The 19,394-nt window shown below is 37.2% G+C and carries 22 protein-coding genes; 6 read left to right on the top strand and 16 right to left on the bottom strand.

What is annotated here, in order from left to right; genetic code table 11:
- Positions 1-45: 45 nt before the first annotated feature.
- The 6 genes from CKK03_RS11790 to CKK03_RS11765 form a co-directional block, all read right to left on the bottom strand.
- Positions 46-606: an SLOG family protein gene (locus CKK03_RS11790; RefSeq protein WP_099362779.1), complete on the bottom strand. Its 561-nt coding sequence runs from the start codon at positions 604-606 to the stop codon at positions 46-48.
- A 119-nt stretch (positions 607-725) separates the two neighbouring features.
- Positions 726-962 carry a spore coat protein gene (locus CKK03_RS11785; protein ID WP_099362778.1) on the bottom strand — a complete coding sequence of 79 codons (237 nt, stop codon included), beginning with the start codon at positions 960-962 and terminating at the stop codon, positions 726-728.
- A 597-nt stretch (positions 963-1,559) separates the two neighbouring features.
- Positions 1,560-2,822 carry a ribonuclease H-like domain-containing protein gene (locus tag CKK03_RS11780; protein ID WP_099362777.1) on the bottom strand — a complete coding sequence of 421 codons (1,263 nt, stop codon included), beginning with the start codon at positions 2,820-2,822 and terminating at the stop codon, positions 1,560-1,562.
- Between the two features lie 14 nt (positions 2,823-2,836).
- Entirely contained in the window at positions 2,837-5,119 is a 2,283-nt protein-coding gene (locus CKK03_RS11775) for a DEAD/DEAH box helicase (RefSeq protein ID WP_099362776.1), read from the bottom strand.
- A gap of 121 nt (positions 5,120-5,240) precedes the next feature.
- On the bottom strand, positions 5,241-6,683 hold the full coding sequence (locus CKK03_RS11770; protein ID WP_099362775.1) for a protein adenylyltransferase SelO: 1,443 nt from the start codon (positions 6,681-6,683) through the stop codon (positions 5,241-5,243).
- A gap of 40 nt (positions 6,684-6,723) precedes the next feature.
- Positions 6,724-7,596: a TetR/AcrR family transcriptional regulator gene (locus CKK03_RS11765; RefSeq protein ID WP_099362774.1), complete on the bottom strand. Its 873-nt coding sequence runs from the start codon at positions 7,594-7,596 to the stop codon at positions 6,724-6,726.
- A gap of 153 nt (positions 7,597-7,749) precedes the next feature.
- Here CKK03_RS11765 and CKK03_RS11760 point away from each other — a divergent pair, with 153 nt between their 5' ends.
- Complete coding sequence (locus tag CKK03_RS11760) at positions 7,750-9,255, top strand: MDR family MFS transporter (protein ID WP_099362773.1); 1,506 nt, start codon at positions 7,750-7,752, stop codon at positions 9,253-9,255.
- A 110-nt stretch (positions 9,256-9,365) separates the two neighbouring features.
- Here the strand turns inward: CKK03_RS11760 and CKK03_RS11755 are convergent, their stop codons facing one another.
- The 7 genes from CKK03_RS11755 to CKK03_RS11725 form a co-directional block, all read right to left on the bottom strand.
- Positions 9,366-9,566, bottom strand: a complete 201-nt coding sequence (locus CKK03_RS11755) for a cold-shock protein (protein WP_099351638.1) — start codon at positions 9,564-9,566, stop codon at positions 9,366-9,368.
- Between the two features lie 131 nt (positions 9,567-9,697).
- Positions 9,698-9,904, bottom strand: a complete 207-nt coding sequence (locus CKK03_RS11750) for a cold-shock protein (protein WP_099351639.1) — start codon at positions 9,902-9,904, stop codon at positions 9,698-9,700.
- A gap of 252 nt (positions 9,905-10,156) precedes the next feature.
- Positions 10,157-11,113 (bottom strand): ABC transporter ATP-binding protein, encoded by a 957-nt coding sequence (locus CKK03_RS11745; protein ID WP_099362772.1) that lies wholly within the window; start codon positions 11,111-11,113, stop codon positions 10,157-10,159.
- Positions 11,114-11,128: 15 nt separating this feature from the next.
- Positions 11,129-12,127, bottom strand: a complete 999-nt coding sequence (locus tag CKK03_RS11740) for an ABC transporter ATP-binding protein (protein WP_099362771.1) — start codon at positions 12,125-12,127, stop codon at positions 11,129-11,131.
- A gap of 34 nt (positions 12,128-12,161) precedes the next feature.
- Positions 12,162-13,091 (bottom strand): ABC transporter permease, encoded by a 930-nt coding sequence (locus tag CKK03_RS11735; RefSeq protein WP_099362770.1) that lies wholly within the window; start codon positions 13,089-13,091, stop codon positions 12,162-12,164.
- Entirely contained in the window at positions 13,088-14,017 is a 930-nt protein-coding gene (locus CKK03_RS11730) for an ABC transporter permease (RefSeq protein WP_099362769.1), read from the bottom strand. The genes CKK03_RS11735 and CKK03_RS11730 overlap by 4 nt, the downstream gene beginning before the upstream one ends.
- Before the next feature lie 109 nt (positions 14,018-14,126).
- A complete protein-coding gene (locus CKK03_RS11725) occupies positions 14,127-15,812 on the bottom strand; it encodes a peptide ABC transporter substrate-binding protein (RefSeq protein ID WP_099362768.1) in 1,686 nt (561 codons plus the stop codon).
- A gap of 242 nt (positions 15,813-16,054) precedes the next feature.
- On the opposite strand from CKK03_RS11725, the gene CKK03_RS11720 reads away from it, so the two are divergent.
- The 5 genes from CKK03_RS11720 to CKK03_RS23705 all read left to right on the top strand — a co-directional run bounded on the left by CKK03_RS11720 (position 16,055) and on the right by CKK03_RS23705 (position 18,059).
- Positions 16,055-16,750, top strand: coding sequence for a Crp/Fnr family transcriptional regulator (locus CKK03_RS11720; protein WP_099362767.1), 696 nt, complete (start codon positions 16,055-16,057; stop codon positions 16,748-16,750).
- 117 nt (positions 16,751-16,867) lie between these two features.
- On the top strand, positions 16,868-17,347 hold the full coding sequence (locus CKK03_RS11715) for an Hsp20/alpha crystallin family protein (RefSeq protein ID WP_099362766.1): 480 nt from the start codon (positions 16,868-16,870) through the stop codon (positions 17,345-17,347).
- Between the two features lie 66 nt (positions 17,348-17,413).
- Complete coding sequence (locus tag CKK03_RS11710; RefSeq protein ID WP_099362765.1) at positions 17,414-17,614, top strand: hypothetical protein; 201 nt, start codon at positions 17,414-17,416, stop codon at positions 17,612-17,614.
- Between the two features lie 38 nt (positions 17,615-17,652).
- A complete protein-coding gene (locus tag CKK03_RS11705) occupies positions 17,653-17,901 on the top strand; it encodes a sporulation protein (RefSeq protein ID WP_099362764.1) in 249 nt (82 codons plus the stop codon).
- Positions 17,902-17,915: 14 nt separating this feature from the next.
- A complete protein-coding gene (locus CKK03_RS23705) occupies positions 17,916-18,059 on the top strand; it encodes a hypothetical protein (protein WP_180271234.1) in 144 nt (47 codons plus the stop codon).
- Between the two features lie 54 nt (positions 18,060-18,113).
- Here CKK03_RS23705 and CKK03_RS11700 read toward each other — a convergent pair whose 3' ends face one another.
- The 3 genes from CKK03_RS11700 to CKK03_RS11690 form a co-directional block, all read right to left on the bottom strand.
- The gene (locus CKK03_RS11700; protein ID WP_099362763.1) at positions 18,114-18,515 is read right to left on the bottom strand and encodes a YppG family protein; all 402 of its coding nucleotides are present in this window, start codon (positions 18,513-18,515) and stop codon (positions 18,114-18,116) included.
- Positions 18,516-18,620: 105 nt separating this feature from the next.
- Positions 18,621-18,989 carry a YppE family protein gene (locus CKK03_RS11695; RefSeq protein WP_099362762.1) on the bottom strand — a complete coding sequence of 123 codons (369 nt, stop codon included), beginning with the start codon at positions 18,987-18,989 and terminating at the stop codon, positions 18,621-18,623.
- A 29-nt stretch (positions 18,990-19,018) separates the two neighbouring features.
- The gene (locus CKK03_RS11690; RefSeq protein ID WP_099362761.1) at positions 19,019-19,279 is read right to left on the bottom strand and encodes a hypothetical protein; all 261 of its coding nucleotides are present in this window, start codon (positions 19,277-19,279) and stop codon (positions 19,019-19,021) included.
- Positions 19,280-19,394 lie beyond the last annotated feature (115 nt).

The following is a 19,394-nucleotide window of genomic DNA, read 5'->3' as shown; positions in this document are numbered from 1 at the left end:
TTTTTTCAAATAATTCGTGTATTGTCAATTTAAATGGTGTAACCATTAGTAGTCATTATTCGCAAATTGTTCTTCTTCAACGATTGCCTGAAGGTCATACGCATTTATTGTAATAAGCTGATAGTCTTCATTTTCAGCTTTCTTTTTTGCATCTGCATAGATATAACGAGGACTTCCATCCTTTTCCTCGTCATAGAAAATTAATAACGCATCGCTTTTATCTAGAAAAAAAGCATTCTTCAAGCGGAATTGTGATGGATTATCATATTTTCTATTTGTAATGCTGTTTACATAGTCGGCTTGGGACAAAATAAGCTGATAGAATTCTTTGTTTGTTTCATTCCATTTTTCTTCTTGTTCTAGAAATGGAGTAATGACAGCAAGCCTTAGTTCAGGATATTCCTCTTGAAGCTCGAATGTAATTTCTGCTGCCCAAAGCTCGACACCAAGTTGTCCACTTATAATGACCCATTCTAATCCGTCTTCAATTAAAGAGATCAGTTGCTTCTTAAGGGCTAGTTTAATATATTTGATTCCCGGATGATCCTGTCCAAAAATTCCAAGTTCAAATGGTTTATAGCCTGTAATTGCAACAACCTTTACCATGTCAGCACTCCTTTACATCGGATAAAATTTCCTTAAAGTATGTAAAACAGGAACCATGACAGTTCCTGTTAGATCGTCTTATTATACGTTACATTTTTAGATTACGTTTTATTATTGAATTATCTTCCCATAAATGGTCTTGGTGGTCTCGGTCCACAATTAAAGTGTTGATTCGTTACCTCATTCGCAACAGATTCTGTGTGTGGGTAATAATGCATATGTTGATACATATGATGATTTACATGTTGCGTATGTGAAGGATGAATATGTGGAACAATTGTTTTACAGCAGTGATGTTGGACACAACATTTAGTTGGGTGAACAATAGGTTGCATTACGTTTGTTGGACAATACATTTTATTTATCTCCTTTCCTTCATCTGTCTTACATTAATAGCCTATGAAGGAATAGGTAGTCATGTACTAATCAAAACACCTATTTTTATAAGAAGTTTAAAAAATGCGGTGAATATGACGCATCGATTTTCTGTGTAAGACATAAAAAATATAGTGCGAATACCTAGTATATGTGCTTGCGTCTACTAGCTTTTTCAGGAAGTAAAATTCCTCAGCACAAGGCTGCTAAGGAGAATCTCAAGCAGTTGCCTCACTCCGGTGCTCAAAGCTGCACCGCCTTGAAAATCTCGGTCCTCTTCATCCTCGTTTTTAAACACCTATTTTATTGTAAAAGTTTAGAAAAAGGCATAGGAGCCTTCTTTTATTCCAGTTAATACGATTACAGTTATTACAAGTACAAAAAAGTACAGAAATAAAATTTTCTTATACATACATTTCTCTCTCCATCTAAAATAATATTTCCTTTACACAAAACACTATTTTACATGGTATTACAAAGTTCTACAATGACAAATGAAGGAAGTTTACAAATCTTCATAAAATCGACAAACAAAGTGCGAAAAACCACTAAATTTGCGCTTGCCTGGGTAATATTTTCTAACTTTTTTGAAGTTTCCTGCTTATTCTTGCAAGTCGTTTTTGAAACTCACTTTCGATCTTTTCATTTTTTGTCTTATTGCCTGGATCCTTGATTTCTTTCCATTTCACATATCCACTCTTTGCAATACCCAATGCGATATTATAGTCCTTTGTGAAGTGTTCATAATATTTCGCCAACTCCACACTTGCTAGAACAGCATCATGGTCTGCCCCATTTTCATGTACCTCACCAAATAACTTTATTGCTTCCTCATGCTTTTTATCCTTCTTAGATAAAAACGCTAATGCAAGCTTTGCCTTCATTTCTTTTTCTGAGTCCACATCAACAACCTGCTTATATAGTTCCTGAGCCTTTGAGGTTTCCCCAAGTGCCTCTAACCATCTCGCAATTTCGTATTTATCAGTCGTATATTTATTCTTTTCGTCAAGAATAACAGCACCTGATAAGTGAATATAAAGGGTTAGCAGCGATAGAATATCGATTTCATTATGGCGCATCACGCCAAAAATCCCATCTGGCACCTGATTTTCGACAAAATCAAAATAAAGAATCGGTGCTAAGTAACCCGGTACGTCCCCATCACGCTGGATTTCTAGAATTTCTTTTTCAACATTTGAAAGTCTTACAGAATCGAGTTTGTTCTTCCATAATCTTCTTGCGGCATGGTATAAATCGAAATGCCCAAATTCTGGAAGTTTAGGTAGCGCATCTCGAATTAATGTATGCCTTGTTTTCACCTGTGGCCAATCGAATGATTTTCCGTTATAAGTCACAAGGGTTGTGTAGTCAACACTTGAAAGAAAACTTTGGTAAAGAGCAACCTCGCTACCGGGATTAGGTAAAAAGTGTTGCGTGAGAACAACGCGATCTTCTTGAACTCTTGCGTGTCCTAATAAAAAGATAGTGTTCCCAGTCCCCCCGCCTAATCCCGTTGTTTCAGTGTCAAAGAAAAACAAATCAGAAACTTGATGTCCTTTTGCAGACAAAGGATGGTTCAATACAGAATTATTCCACAACTCAATTACATCATTTAATTTAGAAAAAGAATACAAGCCATGCTGAAAATCTAGTGGATACTCTACTTTACGAACCATACAATAGGTACCATCAAAATAAAAAGGTTCCGCTCCAAACTCTTTCCACTTATCTAAATAAGGAATTTCCTCCAAATGAACAGACGGCTCTACTGGCTTTTGCTTTACCTCTTCTTCTTTCACAATATGATTTTTTAATCGATTTAATTTCCCTTTAATCGACATAACGGTGTCCCCTTTTAATATTTTGAACCTTGTTTTAACTTTGTAATTAATGTAAGTGCATCACCTTTTGCTCGTTCATTTAGCACATCCGTACCAATACAAGAAGGACAGCCTGATTCACAAGAACATCTACCAATTAATTCTTCAGATTCATTGAGGAGGTTTTCCATCACCTCATAAACTTTTTCACTCAAGCCAATTCCGCCTGGATATCTGTCATATAAAAAGATTGTTGGCTGCTCATTGTGAACAGCTTTCACCTGAGGAACAACATGTAAGTCTGATGGGTCACACATGGTCATTAATGGGGCAACATGTCTTAAGACATTGGCGAGACCAACTAATCCTTCTTCGATCCTTTGATCACTTATCCCCTCAAGCTCTGATTTTTTCAAGCTAATCCAAGCTGAAGACGTATGCAGTTCCTCTTCGGGTAAATGAATAGGTCCAGAACCGATATTTTCATGCGTTTCAAATTTTATTTTCTTAAAAATCGTCGCCATAGCCTGGACAGAAACATCCCCATAGCCGATTTCTACAGATTCCTCTGAGCGTTCCTTATCAACCTCAAGAACGCGAAGACTTACAGCTAGGTTGGCATCTGTAAAATAATCAACATCTACTTCTCTTACAAATGCTTTCTTTTCTTCCCAATCCAGCTTTTCAACTTGATATTGAATACCTTGATGTAAATAAATCGCTTCATCATGAAGTAATGTCATTGCACTAAACCGGTCCATTTCACCAATGACCTTGACAGCAGCAATATCCGTTTGATCAATAATGACAACATTCTCTTGAGAAGCAGAACGAAGGCTAATATTGTGGGCCGGAAATGAATCGTTCATCCAATACCATTTCTCACCATTCTGATGAAGAACTCTTTCTTCGGTTAAAAACTCTAGGATATCTTCCAGATCAAGTTCACCGAATGTTTCGCCTGCTTTAAACGGCAATTCATAGGCAGCGCACTTAATATGGTCAATTAAAATAACAAGATTATTAGGATTAATTCGGGCTGTTTCAGGATTTCTACTAAAAAAGTATTCTGGGTTTTGAATCATGTATTGGTCTAGTGGATTGGAGCTAGCCACCATAAAAATCACGGCTTCTCCTTGTCGACGCCCCGCACGACCAGCTTGTTGCCACGCACTTGCGATTGTTCCAGGGTAGCCTGTCATAATACAAACTTGAAGCTGTCCAATATCCACACCTAATTCGAGCGCATTTGTACTGATTACTCCGTAGATATCTCCATTACGAAGACCTTGTTCAATTTCACGCCGTTGCTTCGGCAAGTAGCCACCACGATAACCACGTATGGCCTTGGGTCCGAGTTTATGTTTTACAAGTTCTTGTAAATACGTAAGGATGATTTCTACCCTCACCCTACTTCGCGCAAAAACAATGGTTTGTATTTTATTTTGTAAGAATTCACTGGCTAATTTTCGTACCTCAAGTGTCGCACTTCTCCGGATATTGAGTGGCTTATTGACAATTGGTGGGTTGTAAAAAACAAAATGCTTTCTTCCTGTTGGGGCACCATTGTTTTCTATTAACACCATCTGGGTACCAGTCAAATCTTCCGCGAGTTCTTTTGGATTGGCAATAGTCGCTGAAGTACACATAAAAATTGGACTGCTACCGTAAAATTCACAGATCCTCTTTAACCGTCTGATTACATTAGCAACATGGCTTCCGAAAACTCCACGGTATGTATGTAGTTCATCAATAACGACATATTTCAGGTTTTCAAATAATGAAACCCATTTTGTGTGATGTGGGAGAATCGCAGAATGTAGCATATCCGGATTTGTGATGACAATATGACCGGCTTTTCTTACTTTTTGGCGGATGTTTGCCGGTGTGTCACCATCATATGTATAACTATTAATTGCAACTCCCATTTCCTCAATGATTTCATTTAATTCGCTTTTTTGATCCTGTGCTAAAGCTTTAGTAGGAAATAAATAAAGTGCACGTGCCTGATCGTTTTCAACAATCGTTTGTAATACGGGAAGATTATAGCAAAGTGTTTTCCCTGATGCTGTTGGAGTTACGGCGACAAAATTTTCACCTCTTCGTGTTGTTTCAAAGGCAGAATGTTGATGGGTATATAGCTGCTGTATCCCTCTTTTGTCCAATGCTTCTCGTAATCTATTATCTATGGATCTGGGCATGTCCATTGTTTTAGCGGATGTAGCCTCAATGGTATGCCAGTGTACAATATTTTTCGCGTATTGCGGGTGTTCTTTTATTATATCGATTATTTCATGGATATTTTTACGAAACTTCATAATCAATCACCTCAGGATTCCTATCTCCTATTGTACAGAATAAACGTTCGTTTTTGAAGTCATTCCTACTGGTATATTTAAGCATACAAAAAAGCACACCTAAATAGGGGTGCTTTTTATATCAAGTTCCACAAAATGTTTGATATGGCCTGTTTGTTTGCTCAGGTGGTTTTGCGTATTCAGCTTGGTCCGGGGAGTGCGCAAATGGATTTTTTAATGCCTTTAACAGTTTACCCATGACATGATAATCACCTTCTGCAGCTGCTTCCAACGCTTCTTCAACACGGTAGTTTCGTGGTATGACAGCTGGATTCGATGTTTTCATTAATTCTTTTATCTCAGCCTCTGATTTACCTTGTCTAGATTGTCTTTCCTCCCACTTTTGTTGCCAGCTTTTAAATTTCTCTGTGTTACATATCTCAATGCTATCAAGTTTATCGAAGGTTAACGCTACAAATGTATTCGTGTAATCTAGTTGGTTTGAATTCATCAGTTCCAATAGATTTTCAATAAGACCCTTATCTTCGGCTTCTTCATTGAACAGGCCAAGCTTTGCTCTCATCCCGTTCAACCAATTTTCTTCATAAATCCCGATGTATTTTGACATTTCATCCTGCGCTAATTGAAGTGCCTTTTCTTCATTTTCATCTAATATAGGCAATAAGCTTTCTGCAAATCTGGCTAAATTCCAACCACCGATATATGGTTGTTTACCATAGGCATAACGACCGCCCGTGTCGATTGAACTAAAAACAGTGGCTGGATCATAGGTATCCATAAATGCACATGGTCCATAATCGATGCTTTCCCCACTTATCGTCATATTATCAGTGTTCATAACCCCATGAATAAAACCGACCAATTGCCATTTTGAAATCAAAGCAGCTTGGCGATTAATCATCTCGCGTAGTAAAGCAAGATACCGGTTTTCCTCATCTTTAATCTCAGGATAATGTCGTTCTATCGTATAATCTGCTAACAATCTGAGTTCTTCGATTTTCCCAAGTCCTGCAATAAATTGAAACGTACCAACACGAATATGGCTCGAGGCCACGCGTGTAAGAATCGCACCAGGTAGAACTGTCTCTCGATAAACCGGTTCTCCTGTCGTAACTACTGCTAAGCTTCGGGTAGTGGGAATCCCTAATCCATGCATCGCTTCACTTATAATATATTCACGAAGCATTGGACCAATTGCAGCACGACCATCACCACCGCGTGAATAAGGTGTACGACCTGCACCTTTTAACTGAATATCAAATCGTTTCCCATCTGGAGTCATCTGTTCACCGAGCAACACAGCACGGCCATCTCCAAGCATTGTAAAATGACCAAATTGATGACCAGCATAGCTTTGCGCAATAGGTTCAGCCCCCTCGGGAATCTTATTCCCAGCAAAGACCTCAACCCCATCTTTCTGCAAAGCCTCTACATCTAACCCAAGGAAGTCGGCTAAATACTTGTTTAAGATCACTAGTTCTTGTTCATTTACAGGAGTAGGATCTGTTTTTGAATACAAATCCTTTGGTAAACGTACATAACTATTGTCAAAATTCCAGCCCATTTTATTTTTTGTAATCTCGAACACCCCTTTGTGTTTTTTATTAATGCATCCTTAAGTAATACCAAAGAAAATTTGTAAAAGTATTTACTTCATGTTCAATTTCCGTTTGTACGAAAGACAATTGAAATGGTTTTATCAATGGCTGAAGCACACTTTTTCGAATCCGCTCCCGCTGTAATTCTGACACAATCGTATCATATAAATCTCGCTGGTCTGTTGTAAAAGTTGCGTCCTTCTCTATATTCTTTGCTAAATCCAAAAGTTCCTGTAGGTTTAGTACCTTTCGATCAATTCTCGCTTGTAAAAAATGAAGAGACGACGAATCAAGCAAAGTACTACCATTTTTGACCATAATCGGGATGATTGCCTCCAAATAAGTTAACAGCACCTCAACCGTCTTGTGCATTGGTTGTGTACTATTCGTAATCTTCATTGTAAATGAGATATAATGCATCATCCCATAAAAAAGAATCGAAAGTTCAAACGCATATGGCCTTATTTCATCCCCATATACATCAACAAATCGGCCAGCTAGCCATTCCAATTCATGAATCCGGTGATGCATCACAAGTTTTTTGAGTTCTACTTCATTTGAATTTAAAATCGCCTCAAAAATAGTATTAAGGTTACGCTCTCTATTTAATTTGGTTAGGATTGAAATTTGTTCAACTAAAACAAAGCGGTCCGTTTCATCTTTGCCAACCTGTAATTCCATACGAATTTGGCTAGCGTCGTAACGCAACCCTTCTAATATTTCTGCAATACAGTCATTTTTATTCGAGAAATAATTATAAAATGTACCTTTTGAAATATTGGCTTGTTCAATGATATCTTGTATCGAGGTTTGTTGAAATCCTTTCTCTACAAATAATTTCAAAGCCACGTCAGCCACTTTTCTCCTACGTTTATTCATACATCCTCCAACCGTTTCCTGTATATTCCAAGTAAACATTTTATTTACTACTACTAGCATATTATACCTTAAGTATAAATATATTGCACAAATTGAACTGATGGTATAAAATCATCAAGTAAATATTTTACGAACGAATCGAGGGGAAGATGAATGGAGTCTACTTTACAACAAAAAAAACCACCTTATTTAATGTTAGCTGTATTATTTATTGGGGCGTTTGTTTCTTTTTTAAATAATTCATTATTAAATGTTGCATTACCATCCATTATGATTGATTTAAAAATCGAAAATTATTCTACTGTACAATGGCTTGCAACTGGATATATGTTGGTTAGCGGTGTATTAATTCCTGCTTCAGCATATTTAATCACACGTTTTTCAAACCGTAGCTTATTTATTACATCAATGATCATTTTTGCACTTGGTACGGCTATGGCAGCATTTGCACCAAATTTTGGAGTATTACTTTCTGGTCGAATGGTTCAAGCAGCAGGATCTTCAGTTATGGGACCATTATTAATGAACATCATGCTTGTTAGTTTTCCAGTAGAAAAGCGCGGTACGGCAATGGGCGTTTTTGGATTGGTTATGATAACTGCACCTGCAATCGGACCTACATTATCAGGATATATTGTAGAACACTACGATTGGCGAGTACTGTTTGAAATGATTTTACCTCTTGCAGTCATCAGCTTAGTACTTGCAGTTTGGAAATCCAAAAATGTGATGGAAGTAAACAAAAATGCTACAATTGACCATCTTTCGGTTATTCTTTCGACAATTGGTTTTGGGGGCTTATTATATGGATTCAGCTCTGCAAGCAGTGACGGATGGAGCGATACTCTTGTTGTTACATCATTAGTTATTGGTGGGATAGCACTTATTATCTTTATCTTACGCCAACTAAAAATAGATGAACCCATTCTTGATTTACGAGCATATAAATATCCAATGTTCGCACTAGCTTCAATCATCTCCATGGTAAACGCGGTAGCGATGTTCTCTGGAATGATTTTAACACCGGCATATGTACAAAGTGTTCGTGGAATTTCTCCATTTGAATCTGGTTTAATGATGTTACCCGGAGCAATTGTTATGGGTATTATGTCCCCGATTACAGGAAAATTATTTGACAAGTTCGGCCCACGTCTTCTTTCCATATGTGGGTTAGTAGTTACAGCAGTATCAACCTATTTATTATCACAACTGCAAATTGATTCTTCATACGCTTATATCATCACAACATACACTCTTCGTATGTTTGGAATGTCAATGGTCATGATGCCGATTATGACAAATGGATTGAATCAATTGCCTGCACGTTTTTATCCACATGGAACAGCTATCAATAATACAGCACAACAAGTATCTGGTTCAATTGGTACAGCCGTATTGGTAACTATAATGAATAGCGTGGCCAAATCAGAAGGCGAGAGTCTCATAGCTAATGTGGATCCAACCACATTAACTGAAAGCACTCAAGCTCTAATAGGTCAACAAGCTTTACTTGCAGGAATTAATTATTCCTTCCTAGTAGCGTTGGGTATTAATATAGTTGCTTTAATCTTAGCCATGTTTATTAAACGAGTAGATGTTAGCAGCAAGGCCGTTTATGGGTCTGAAACTGCAAAACCAGTTAAAGCCGCTACAAATTAATTTTCTCCCCTAACATTAGTTAGGGGTTTTTTCAATTTTAGTGGATTCTTAACAACAAAAAAAACAGATTCTATAAAAGAATCTGTTTTGAACGGTTTATAATTGGTTCATTATGCTTTTTGAACATTAGCAGCTTGTGGTCCACGGCTACCTTCTTCGATATCGAACGTAACATCTTGACCTTCTTCTAACGTTTTGAACCCGTCACCTTGGATTGCTGAAAAATGTACGAATACATCGTCTCCACCTTCAACTTCGATAAATCCAAAGCCTTTTTCACTGTTAAACCATTTTACTTTTCCTTGTGCCATTATTGTTTCCTCCTATGTAATGCAACTAAAGTTGTTGCAAGGTAATGCATGAATTATTATGTCCATAGAAAAAACATTTTATAACTAAAAAATTATTTTCTATTTTTTGGTGGAGGAAACAGATAAAATTTTTATGCTAAAAAGCTTTTATTATGGTTGTTGACAACCTGTAATAATCTTGTATTTGTCTCCATCTCAGCTCCACATAATGGACAAGTTGGCTCTTGTGTGCTCTTAAAATTATCTCGTACCCATCCATTACATTCCTCAGCTGTGCATTCCCACACCTTTGTTTCCTCAGTAACAATTTCTTCGACTGGTCTTCTTCCAAAAGCCATTCAAATCATCTCCTTTGTTTTGGTTGGCACGAAACTTATTGCAAAGTATTGTTAAAATAAAAAAACTTATTATAAAAAGTGTTCTTTGTGCGCTTATAAACTGGATAGCGCCACTACGGCTAACTTTGGCTTTAGGGCTTTTTGTTAACGCGAAGCTTCCTTGAGAAACTCCTTATAATAAGCATTACTATTAATTTAACTTAGTTAGTAAATATTATACCACTTTCTACCTATATTTGTAAAACGTACGTATTAATCATAAAGATGACAGGCTGTGAAATGAGATGGCTTAACTTCCTTCCACTGTGGAACTTCAGTTGAACATCTTTCCATTGCATATTGACATCTTGTTCGAAACACACAACCAGATGGTGGAGATAATGGACTGGGTACTTCTCCTTCGAGCACAATTCGTTCACGTTTCACTACCGGATCAGGAATTGGCACAGCGGATAACAAAGCTTTTGTGTATGGATGGAGTGGTTCGTCATAAAGCGACTCACTATCCGTAAACTCAACCATATTTCCTAAATACATCACAAGAATACGATCTGAAATATATTTGACCATAGATAAATCATGGGCAATAAATAAATAGGTTAAATCCATTTTTTCCTGTAAACTCTTTAACAGATTAACTATTTGCGCCTGAATTGATACATCTAATGCTGAAATTGGTTCATCACACACAATAAATTTGGGATTTAGAGCCAGGGCCCTGGCAATTCCAATTCGCTGTCTTTGTCCCCCGCTAAACTCATGGGGAAATCGATTAACATGCTCTGGACGAAGACCTACCAATTCTAAAAGTTCCTTCACACGTTCTTTTCTTTTTTTACCTTTAGCAAGACCGTGGATATCAAGTGGTTCCGCAATAATATCCTCAATTTTCATTCTTGGATTTAAGGATGCATAGGGGTCCTGAAAAATAATTTGAACATCTTTGCGAAACTCCTTCATTTGTCTTGAATTAAACTGATAAATGTTTTTCCCTTCAAACAGGACTTCACCTGCTGTTGGTTCAAATAAACGAATAATCGTTTTTCCTGCTGTTGATTTTCCACAGCCACTTTCCCCTACTAGTCCAACTGTTTCCCCTTTATTTATGATTAAATTCAAATCATTAACTGCCTTTAACGGCTTCTTGTGGATTGAAAAGTATTTCTTTACATTTTTTATTTCAAGTAATGCGTTTGATTTCTCAACCACTTTCTTACCTCCCCCCTAAACGTGATTTAGACGATTTTTAGCCATTGGATGATTTAACCAGCATGAGCTGTACTGTGTTCGGCTAACGCCTTCAAAAGCTGGTTTATGTTCAGCACAAACTTTCATTGCCATTTCACACCTTGGATAGAATGAGCAGCCCTTTGGTGGGTCGAGTAAATCTGGAGGCGTTCCAGTTATGGTCGATAGTTTTTCATGCTTATCCATATCAAGACGAGGTACTGATTTTAACAATCCTTTCGTATACGGATGAGTCGGATTTGAAAAGATTTCCTCGACACTACCTGTTTCAACAATTTCCCCTGCATACATCACAACGACCTTACTGCACATTTCCGCTACAACACCAAGGTCATGGGTAATTAAAATAATCGAAGTATTGGTTTGCTCTTGCAATTTCTTCATTAGCCTTAAAATTTGTGCTTGTATGGTCACATCCAATGCAGTTGTAGGTTCATCAGCAATTAGAAGTTTGGGCTGACAGGCAAGGGCAATGGCAATCATCACCCGCTGTCTCATCCCACCTGAAAATTCATGTGGATATTGATGAATGCGCTTTTCAGGTTGAGGAATGCCCACCACCTCAAGCATGTTTACGGCATACTCAAGTGCTTCCTTTTTTGAAACCTTTCTATGACGAATGATACCCTCCGCAATTTGAACCCCAATCCTAGTCGTAGGGTTTAACGATGTCATAGGATCCTGAAAAATCATCCCTACTTCATTTCCTCTAATTTTCTCCATTGCTTTTTCTGATTTTCGCACTAAATTATCTCCATTTAAAAGAATAGAGCCCTTTTCGATTTTTGCTTGTGGGCTTGGAAGAAGCTTCATGATTGATTTAGCTGTCACACTTTTACCACAGCCCGATTCACCAACAATGGCAATTGCTTCCCCTTTTTCTACTGAAAATGAAACTCCTCTAACTGCCTTTACTTTCCCTGCACTTGTATCAAACGAAACATGCAAATCATTGATTTCTAGTATGTTTTCCATCTACTTTCCCCCTCTTCTAATCAATGCAGATAATCTATTTCCGCAATTTTGGATCGAGTGCATCTCTTAATCCATCTCCGAACACATTAAACGCGAACATTGTCAGTGAGATGAGAAAAGCTGGGAAAAATAATTGATAGAAATTCCCGATTAAAATACTACCTAATGCATCATTCGCCATCGTACCCCAACTAGCCTTCGGAGCAGGAATCCCAAGTCCTAAAAAGCTAAGTGTTGCTTCAGCAAATATTGCAGTTGGGACGGTCAATGTCACATTTACTAATATTGGCCCCATCGTATTTGGAATCATATGTCTTCTTAATATCCAAGAGGTTTTTGCTCCCATCGCATTTGCTGCCTGGACATATTCATATTCCTTGAGTTGAAGCACCTGCCCACGGACCAGCCTTGCCATTGGTATCCAACCCGTTATGGACATTGCAATAATAATTGCCCATAAGCCTCTTTCAAGGACAATCATGACTAAAATAACCATTAGGAGGTAGGGAATGGCATAAAGCACTTCCGCGATTCTCATCATCATATTATCGACTCTGCCACCGCGAATACCTGAGATACCTCCGTAAATAATCCCCGCTACAAAATCAATTAGAGCAGCCATTAGTCCGATAAATAAAGATATTCGCGCGCCATACCATGCTCGTGTAAACAAATCACGTCCAGATGCATCTGTTCCGAACCAATGCTCAGCATTCGGACGTAGGTTCTTTTTGGTAAAATCCTGCTCATAATACGTATATCCGTTTAAATGGGGGCCGATGATGGCCATGACTCCGATGATGATAATGATTATGAGCCCTATCATCGCTAATTTATTTTCCTTTAGACGATTCCAAACATCTCGCCAATAGGAAATACTGGGCCTTGCGATTTTCTCTGCTTCCGCATATTTCTGTTCAACTGGTGTAAACATATCTTCCGTTAGATTTGGTTGATTTTTCATTTACTCTCCCCCGTTACCTTAATTCTCGGATCAATCCACGTATAGGCAATGTCAACAATCAGAATGAAAAGAATTAGGATGGCTGAATAAAAAATCGTCGAGCCAAGAATAACAGGGTAATCTCGATTAAAAATACTCGTTACAAACATTTCTCCCATGCCCGGGATACCAAATATTTTTTCAATAATAAAACTTCCAGTTACAATATTGGCAATCAAGATTCCAACAATTGTAACGACTGGCAAAATCGCATTTCGAATCGCATGCTTTAAAATGATCGACCCTTTTTTAAGCCCTTTTGCTTTAGCTGTTAAAATAAAGTCCTGACTCATTACTTCGAGCATGCTTGACCTCATTAACCGTGCAATAAAGGCCATTGGCATCATCGCAAGTGACAGGGACGGCAAAACGGTATGTGACCATGATTTCCAGGTTGCAACAGGGAACCATCTTAATTCAACCGCCAAATAATTGATGAGAAAGGTTGCAAGAATAAAGTTTGGTACAGAAATTCCAATGATTGCGAGAATCATAGAGGAGTAATCAGGCCACCTATTCCGATATAGGGCAGCAATGATTCCGAAAAGCAAGCCAAGTGGAATCGCAATTAGCAAGGCCTGCGTTCCTAAATGTAATGAAACTGGGAAGCCGTTCACGATTAAGTCATTCACTGTTAAGGTTGAAGATTTATAAGAAGGTCCGAAATCAAACTGCAAAATAGAAAGTAAATAAAGACCATATTGAACATGTAAAGGTTTGTCCAAATTATAATAGCTTTGTAGATTATTATAGACTGCCTCAGGCATGGTTCCCTCTTGGGCAAATGGATTTCCTGGAATACTGTGCATGAGAATAAAAGTTAGTGTGACAATCACCCAAAGGGTTACAACCGCTAGGACAATTCGTTTTCCAATATACTTAAGCATGTTATCCCCCTCTAAAACCTTGATTGCTAGCGTTTTAAGTAGAGCTTCTTCTACTATAGAAAAATCGGGGTATGCTACATTTCTAGCATACCTCGATTTTACCTGTTACCTAGTTTTTAATATCCGCATAGATGAACTGAGGATAACTATTAATTGGTGTATAGATACCAGTTACATGTGGCTTCACAGTAAATGGCTTTGTATAGAAATAAATTGGGATAATCGGCATTTCATCCATTAGGATTTTTTCAGCATCATGCATTGCCTTCATCCGTTCTTCTTGATCCATCGTTGTTTTCGCAAGATTGACAAACTTGTCATACTCAGAATTACTCCAGTTTGCGTCATTATATGGTCCATCTGTCACCCAAAGATCCATAAATGTCATTGGGTCTACATAGTCACCAACCCAACCCGCTCTAGAAATTTCATAGTCTCCTGCTTTTTCACGGTCAAGCTTAACCTGGAATTCAACATTCTCTAATGTAATCTCTACACCAAGATTTTTACGCCACATTTCTTGAACAGCTTCAGCTATCATCTTATGCCCTTCAGACGTGTTGTAAGTTAATATTACCGCCGGGAACTTATCTAGCCCTTCTTCAGCTAACCCCTCTTCCATTAACTTTTTCGCCTCTTCAATATTTGCTTCAAATAGCTTACCTGTATTCTCTTGGAAATCCCCTGAAACATCAGGAATTCCTGGTGGCACTACCGAATATGCAGGTGATTGACCACCTTGAGCAACGTGCTCAACAATTGTTTCACGATCAACCGCCATAGATAAAGCTTTTCTAATCTTTGCATTCGTAAACGGCTTTTTCTCTGTATTTAGGTTGTAATAATATACAGCAAGGTCAGAACCGATTTCGAATTCAGGATTATTTTCAGCCTTTAACTGACCAATTACATCCTGTGGAAGTGGGTAGACTAGATCCAATTCGCCTGATTGATACATTTGCCATGACGTGTTTTCATCATCAATAATGACGAAATGAACCTCATCTAAATTGATTTTATCTTTTTCATAATAATTTTCGTTTTTCGCAAGCTTCATGCTTTCTTTATGCTTCCACTCTGTTAATTTAAATGCACCATTTGAAACATAGGATTCTGCTTCCTGGTACCAGTTTGGATTTGCTTCCTGAACAGCTTTATTAATCGGATAATACGTATAGAACGAGGTTAAGTCTAAGAAATATGGTGTTGGTTGTGCAAGCTTTACTTCTAACGTCGTATCGTCAACTGCTTTTACACCAACTGCAGCTTCAAGCGCCGCTAAATCAGCACCATCTTCTGCTGAGTTATATGCTTCTCCACCCTCTAAATAATAGAGTTGATATGCATATGTAGACGCTGTTTCTGGGTTTAAAGCATATTTCCACGCATATTCAAAATCATGAGCAGTAACAGGGTCACCATTTGACCATTTTGCATCTCTTCTAAGTTTGAAAGTCCAAGTTAACCCATCTTCACTTGGTTCCCAGGATTCTGCCATACCGGCTACAATTTCACCTTCTGGCGTTTTCTTTGTCAACCCTTCAAATGCATGCTCAAGAATCCATGAATCATGAGTTCCTTGAGCAGTACCTGGATGCAATGAACCAGGCTCCTCATTATTATTTAGGCGAAGGATCTTTGGTCCCGATGATTCCTGTTCGTTTTCTTTACCTTCCTCACTAGGAGTTGATGGCTTTTCTGGTTCATTTGTCGTCGTTTCACCACTAAAGCAACCAGATAAAGCTAAAAAGATAGAAAGCAATAATATTAATCCAACTGAAAGCTTCCTTTTCAAAAAATTGACCCCCTATACTATTTTTTTGAAATCATATGATTTCTACATTAAATCTATAAAAAAAATCATCAAAATATGACACTAGGTATAAATTTCTTTTCATTTTAAGTGATAAGTACTAGTTTTCCTTTCATACTTTAATACAATGACCTTTTAAGCCGATAAATAAATTGCTAGTGCTTTACCTGTAATCTAGTAGTTTGGTACACTTAAAGGAACAGTAGAGGCTTGGAGTGATACAAATGAATCGGATCGAGATAACTGAGGTGTTACAAACCGTACCACTTTTTAAAGAACTAACAAGTAATGAATTAAATGAAATCGTGAACATTGCCCAATACCGTCAGTATAAAAAGGGCTCCCATGTTTTTATGCAGGACGACCCTTTAGAGAATGTTTATTTTATTTACCAAGGAAAAGTAAAAATATATAAAAATGATGTGAATGGAAAAGAACAAATTGTGACTGTCCAAAAGGATGGAGATATGTTTCCACATGTTGGTTTTTTCAGAAAAGGAAACTATCCTGCTTATGCTTTGGTAATAGAGAATACAAAGGCTGTCGTTATTTCAATTTCTCATTTTGAAAACGTATTATTACAGCAGCCGCAAGTTAGCATCAAGCTGTTTAGGGTGATGGGTGAGAAAATAGTAGACCTTCAAAATCGATTAGAAGCTCAAATTTTAAATAATACCTACGAACAAATCATTAAATTAATCATGCGCCTTTGTAATACAGATGGCCAAAAGATGCCTGATGGCAAAATCATGATTACAACCCAATTCACAAATAAGGATTTAGCGAATATGATCGGAACCACTCGTGAAACAGTCAGTAGAACTTTAACGAAATTAAAGAAAAAAGATATAGTGGAAGTTGATGAAAAAGGGAACATCATGGTTGATTTTGAAAGCCTAGAGGAAGAACTATTTATTTAATGATTAAAAGAACTGAGATTATTTGCACTCAGTTCTTTTTTCATGCCAAAATAAAAACATTTTGATATGAAATGAATATAGTGACAATAGATAATACGTCTAAGGAGGAGAAAAAGAATGAAAGATGAAAGGTCAGATAAACCAAACCCAAAAGATGAAAATGATGCATTCGGTCCACTTATGAAATCAATGAATGAGTTCTTTACCCAGCAACCTGTCAAACGACTATTAGATACAATAGACGAATTCTTCGAAAAACCATTCCCATTCTCAACTATTCCCATTGATATGTATGAAACAGACACAGAGCTAATTGTTTCAGCAGACTTACCAGGAGTCAAAAAAGAACAAATTGATATCGAGTACTCAGAAAGGTATATTACGATCACCGTTAACCATGTTGAAGAAGTGGAAGAAACCAATGAAAAAAAACATTATTATGTAAAAAAGAATTCTTTCAACAAAGCCAGCCGGACCATTTCGTTACCATACCCCATACACACAAACCACATTAAAGCATCTTATATAAATGGTGTCTTAAAAATTCGGATACCTAAACCAAGAAAACGTAAAATCTCTATTGATGAGAGCATGTGAAATTACATGCTCTTTTTTACATACTTTCTTTCGAAGATTAGCATGATATGGCTAGGAGGTGTAATTATGGACAAAAAGGCAGGCAACCAAAATTTACCCGATTTTAAGGAATTAAATGACCGAATCATTGCAGATGCCAGTGATGAACCGATGCTTGTGATTAAAACGAATCTTGACCCTAAAAATGCAACTGAGGAAAACCCGTATTATAAAGAATCTGAATCAGATAATAGAGAGGAATTTACCTCTTTTTTCAACGAATCCTAATAGAGAATGTTCAAATAATGATGAAATGGTGATCAATCGTGGATAAAACGCTAGGCTATTTAATAGAATCAATTTCAAATTATGGTGATGAGAATAAGACAAGCCGTGCTATTCTGACAAAAATCATAAACAACCAATACGCTTCGGAAGAAGCACTTGTAAGAGATTTAGATGAGGAAGAAATCGAATTTCTAAACAAAGTTTTACCTGAAGAAATTAATTATGCAATGGACGAAAAAGATTTTACACGTGTTCATCAACTTAATGAAGTATATGAATTGCTTTAGAAAAGGTGGATAATATGGCAAACGGATTTAATACGAAGCAGTATTCGAATACAAATGTCGAAGAAGTAAAACGATTGAATGCAAATTCTGGATTATCCTATAATGAAGCATTACAGCTTTTGGCAAAGCAGTACAATGAACAGAAAAAACCTAAATAAACCTATGTAAAAAGAAAGCTGAATATGTGACAGCTTTCTTTTATTTGTTCGGAGCTACACTTTAAACGTTTTCGTTAAGCCTTTCACAATCGAATTTACTTGGTTTACTGCCCCTACCATTTGCCCTGCTGTGTCCATCATTTTGTTGATATCATAGGACCCATCCTTTTTCTTAAATTGATTAAGGATGCCCCCCGCCCCTTTTGCTTTCATTTGACCCGAACCAATTGAGTTAGGGTTCGGATAAGGATTTGAATATGGAGTCTGATATCCATATGGGGAATAACCAGGGTAACTATTCATGTTATAGTGCATATAAGTTGGAGGATTGTATTGATTCCAATTCGATTGGTACCCTCCTCCGTAAAATTGCTGATAAGTAGGTTGCCCATAATATGGCCAAGAATTACCATAAGGTCTAGCAGCATATTTGTTCCTGCGAAAATTTTGATACATGTGGAACAAACCTCCCGTGATGTTCTTTTACTATAGATTATGTAAAAGTTGGGTTAGGTGTTCAAAAAAAGATACCCTTCTATCAAGGTATCTTTTACGGAGGGTTTATTGTGTTGGTTTTGTAGCCCTTTCAAGAATGTTATCAAGTACATATTGAACAGATTCATACATATTTTTAAAACGTTTGACTTTTGTATCTTGATAAAAACCTTGGATGGAGATGTGTTGGATATTTTCATGTGTAGCATCAATCTGATTAGGATGAAGATTTTTAGGAAACTCTTTTTTAATCCAATCAATCGCCAAATCTCTCCAACTATCTGCTATTTCCATTGTAGAATCTACAAAAGGTTTTACTTCTTTATAAAAATCCACTTCATAGGATTCACTCGTTTTAACATCCTCTAATCGTTTAAGGGATTGGTCACAGAGACCCTTTAAAATATTCGTCTTTGCCAATAGTTCGGTATACATTTTCTCACCTCAACATCTATCTTACCGCTTTAATAGCTTAATGTTAAGTGATAAGAATGCTCCTTTTCGGTTTGCGATGATTGTCCAGGTTTTTGACTATGATATGTTTTCTGTAAAGAAATGAGATCATTTTCAAGCTTCTTAATATGAATCATTTTCTTTTCTTCCCCTTCATTAATACACAAATCTACTTCGGTCTGGATTTGCCTATCAATCGTGTTTAATGAATTAAGCAATTGATCAATATCCCCAAGAACATGTGCTTTAGTCGTAAGTTCACCCTTCAACATATCCATCCTCCTATTCGGTCTTTTTTAGTTAATTCGATGCCGAAATTTTTCCTCCTGCACGCTTGACAAAACTAGTTTTTATTCGTCAAAGAAAGTGGTATTCCTCCAGCAACTT

The sequence above is a fragment of the Fredinandcohnia onubensis genome (genome assembly GCF_002734215.1).
Classification (GTDB): domain Bacteria; phylum Bacillota; class Bacilli; order Bacillales; family Bacillaceae_L; genus Ferdinandcohnia; species Ferdinandcohnia onubensis.
Note: the sequence above shows the minus strand (reverse complement) of the source record. Positions and strands in the feature narration are given on the sequence as shown.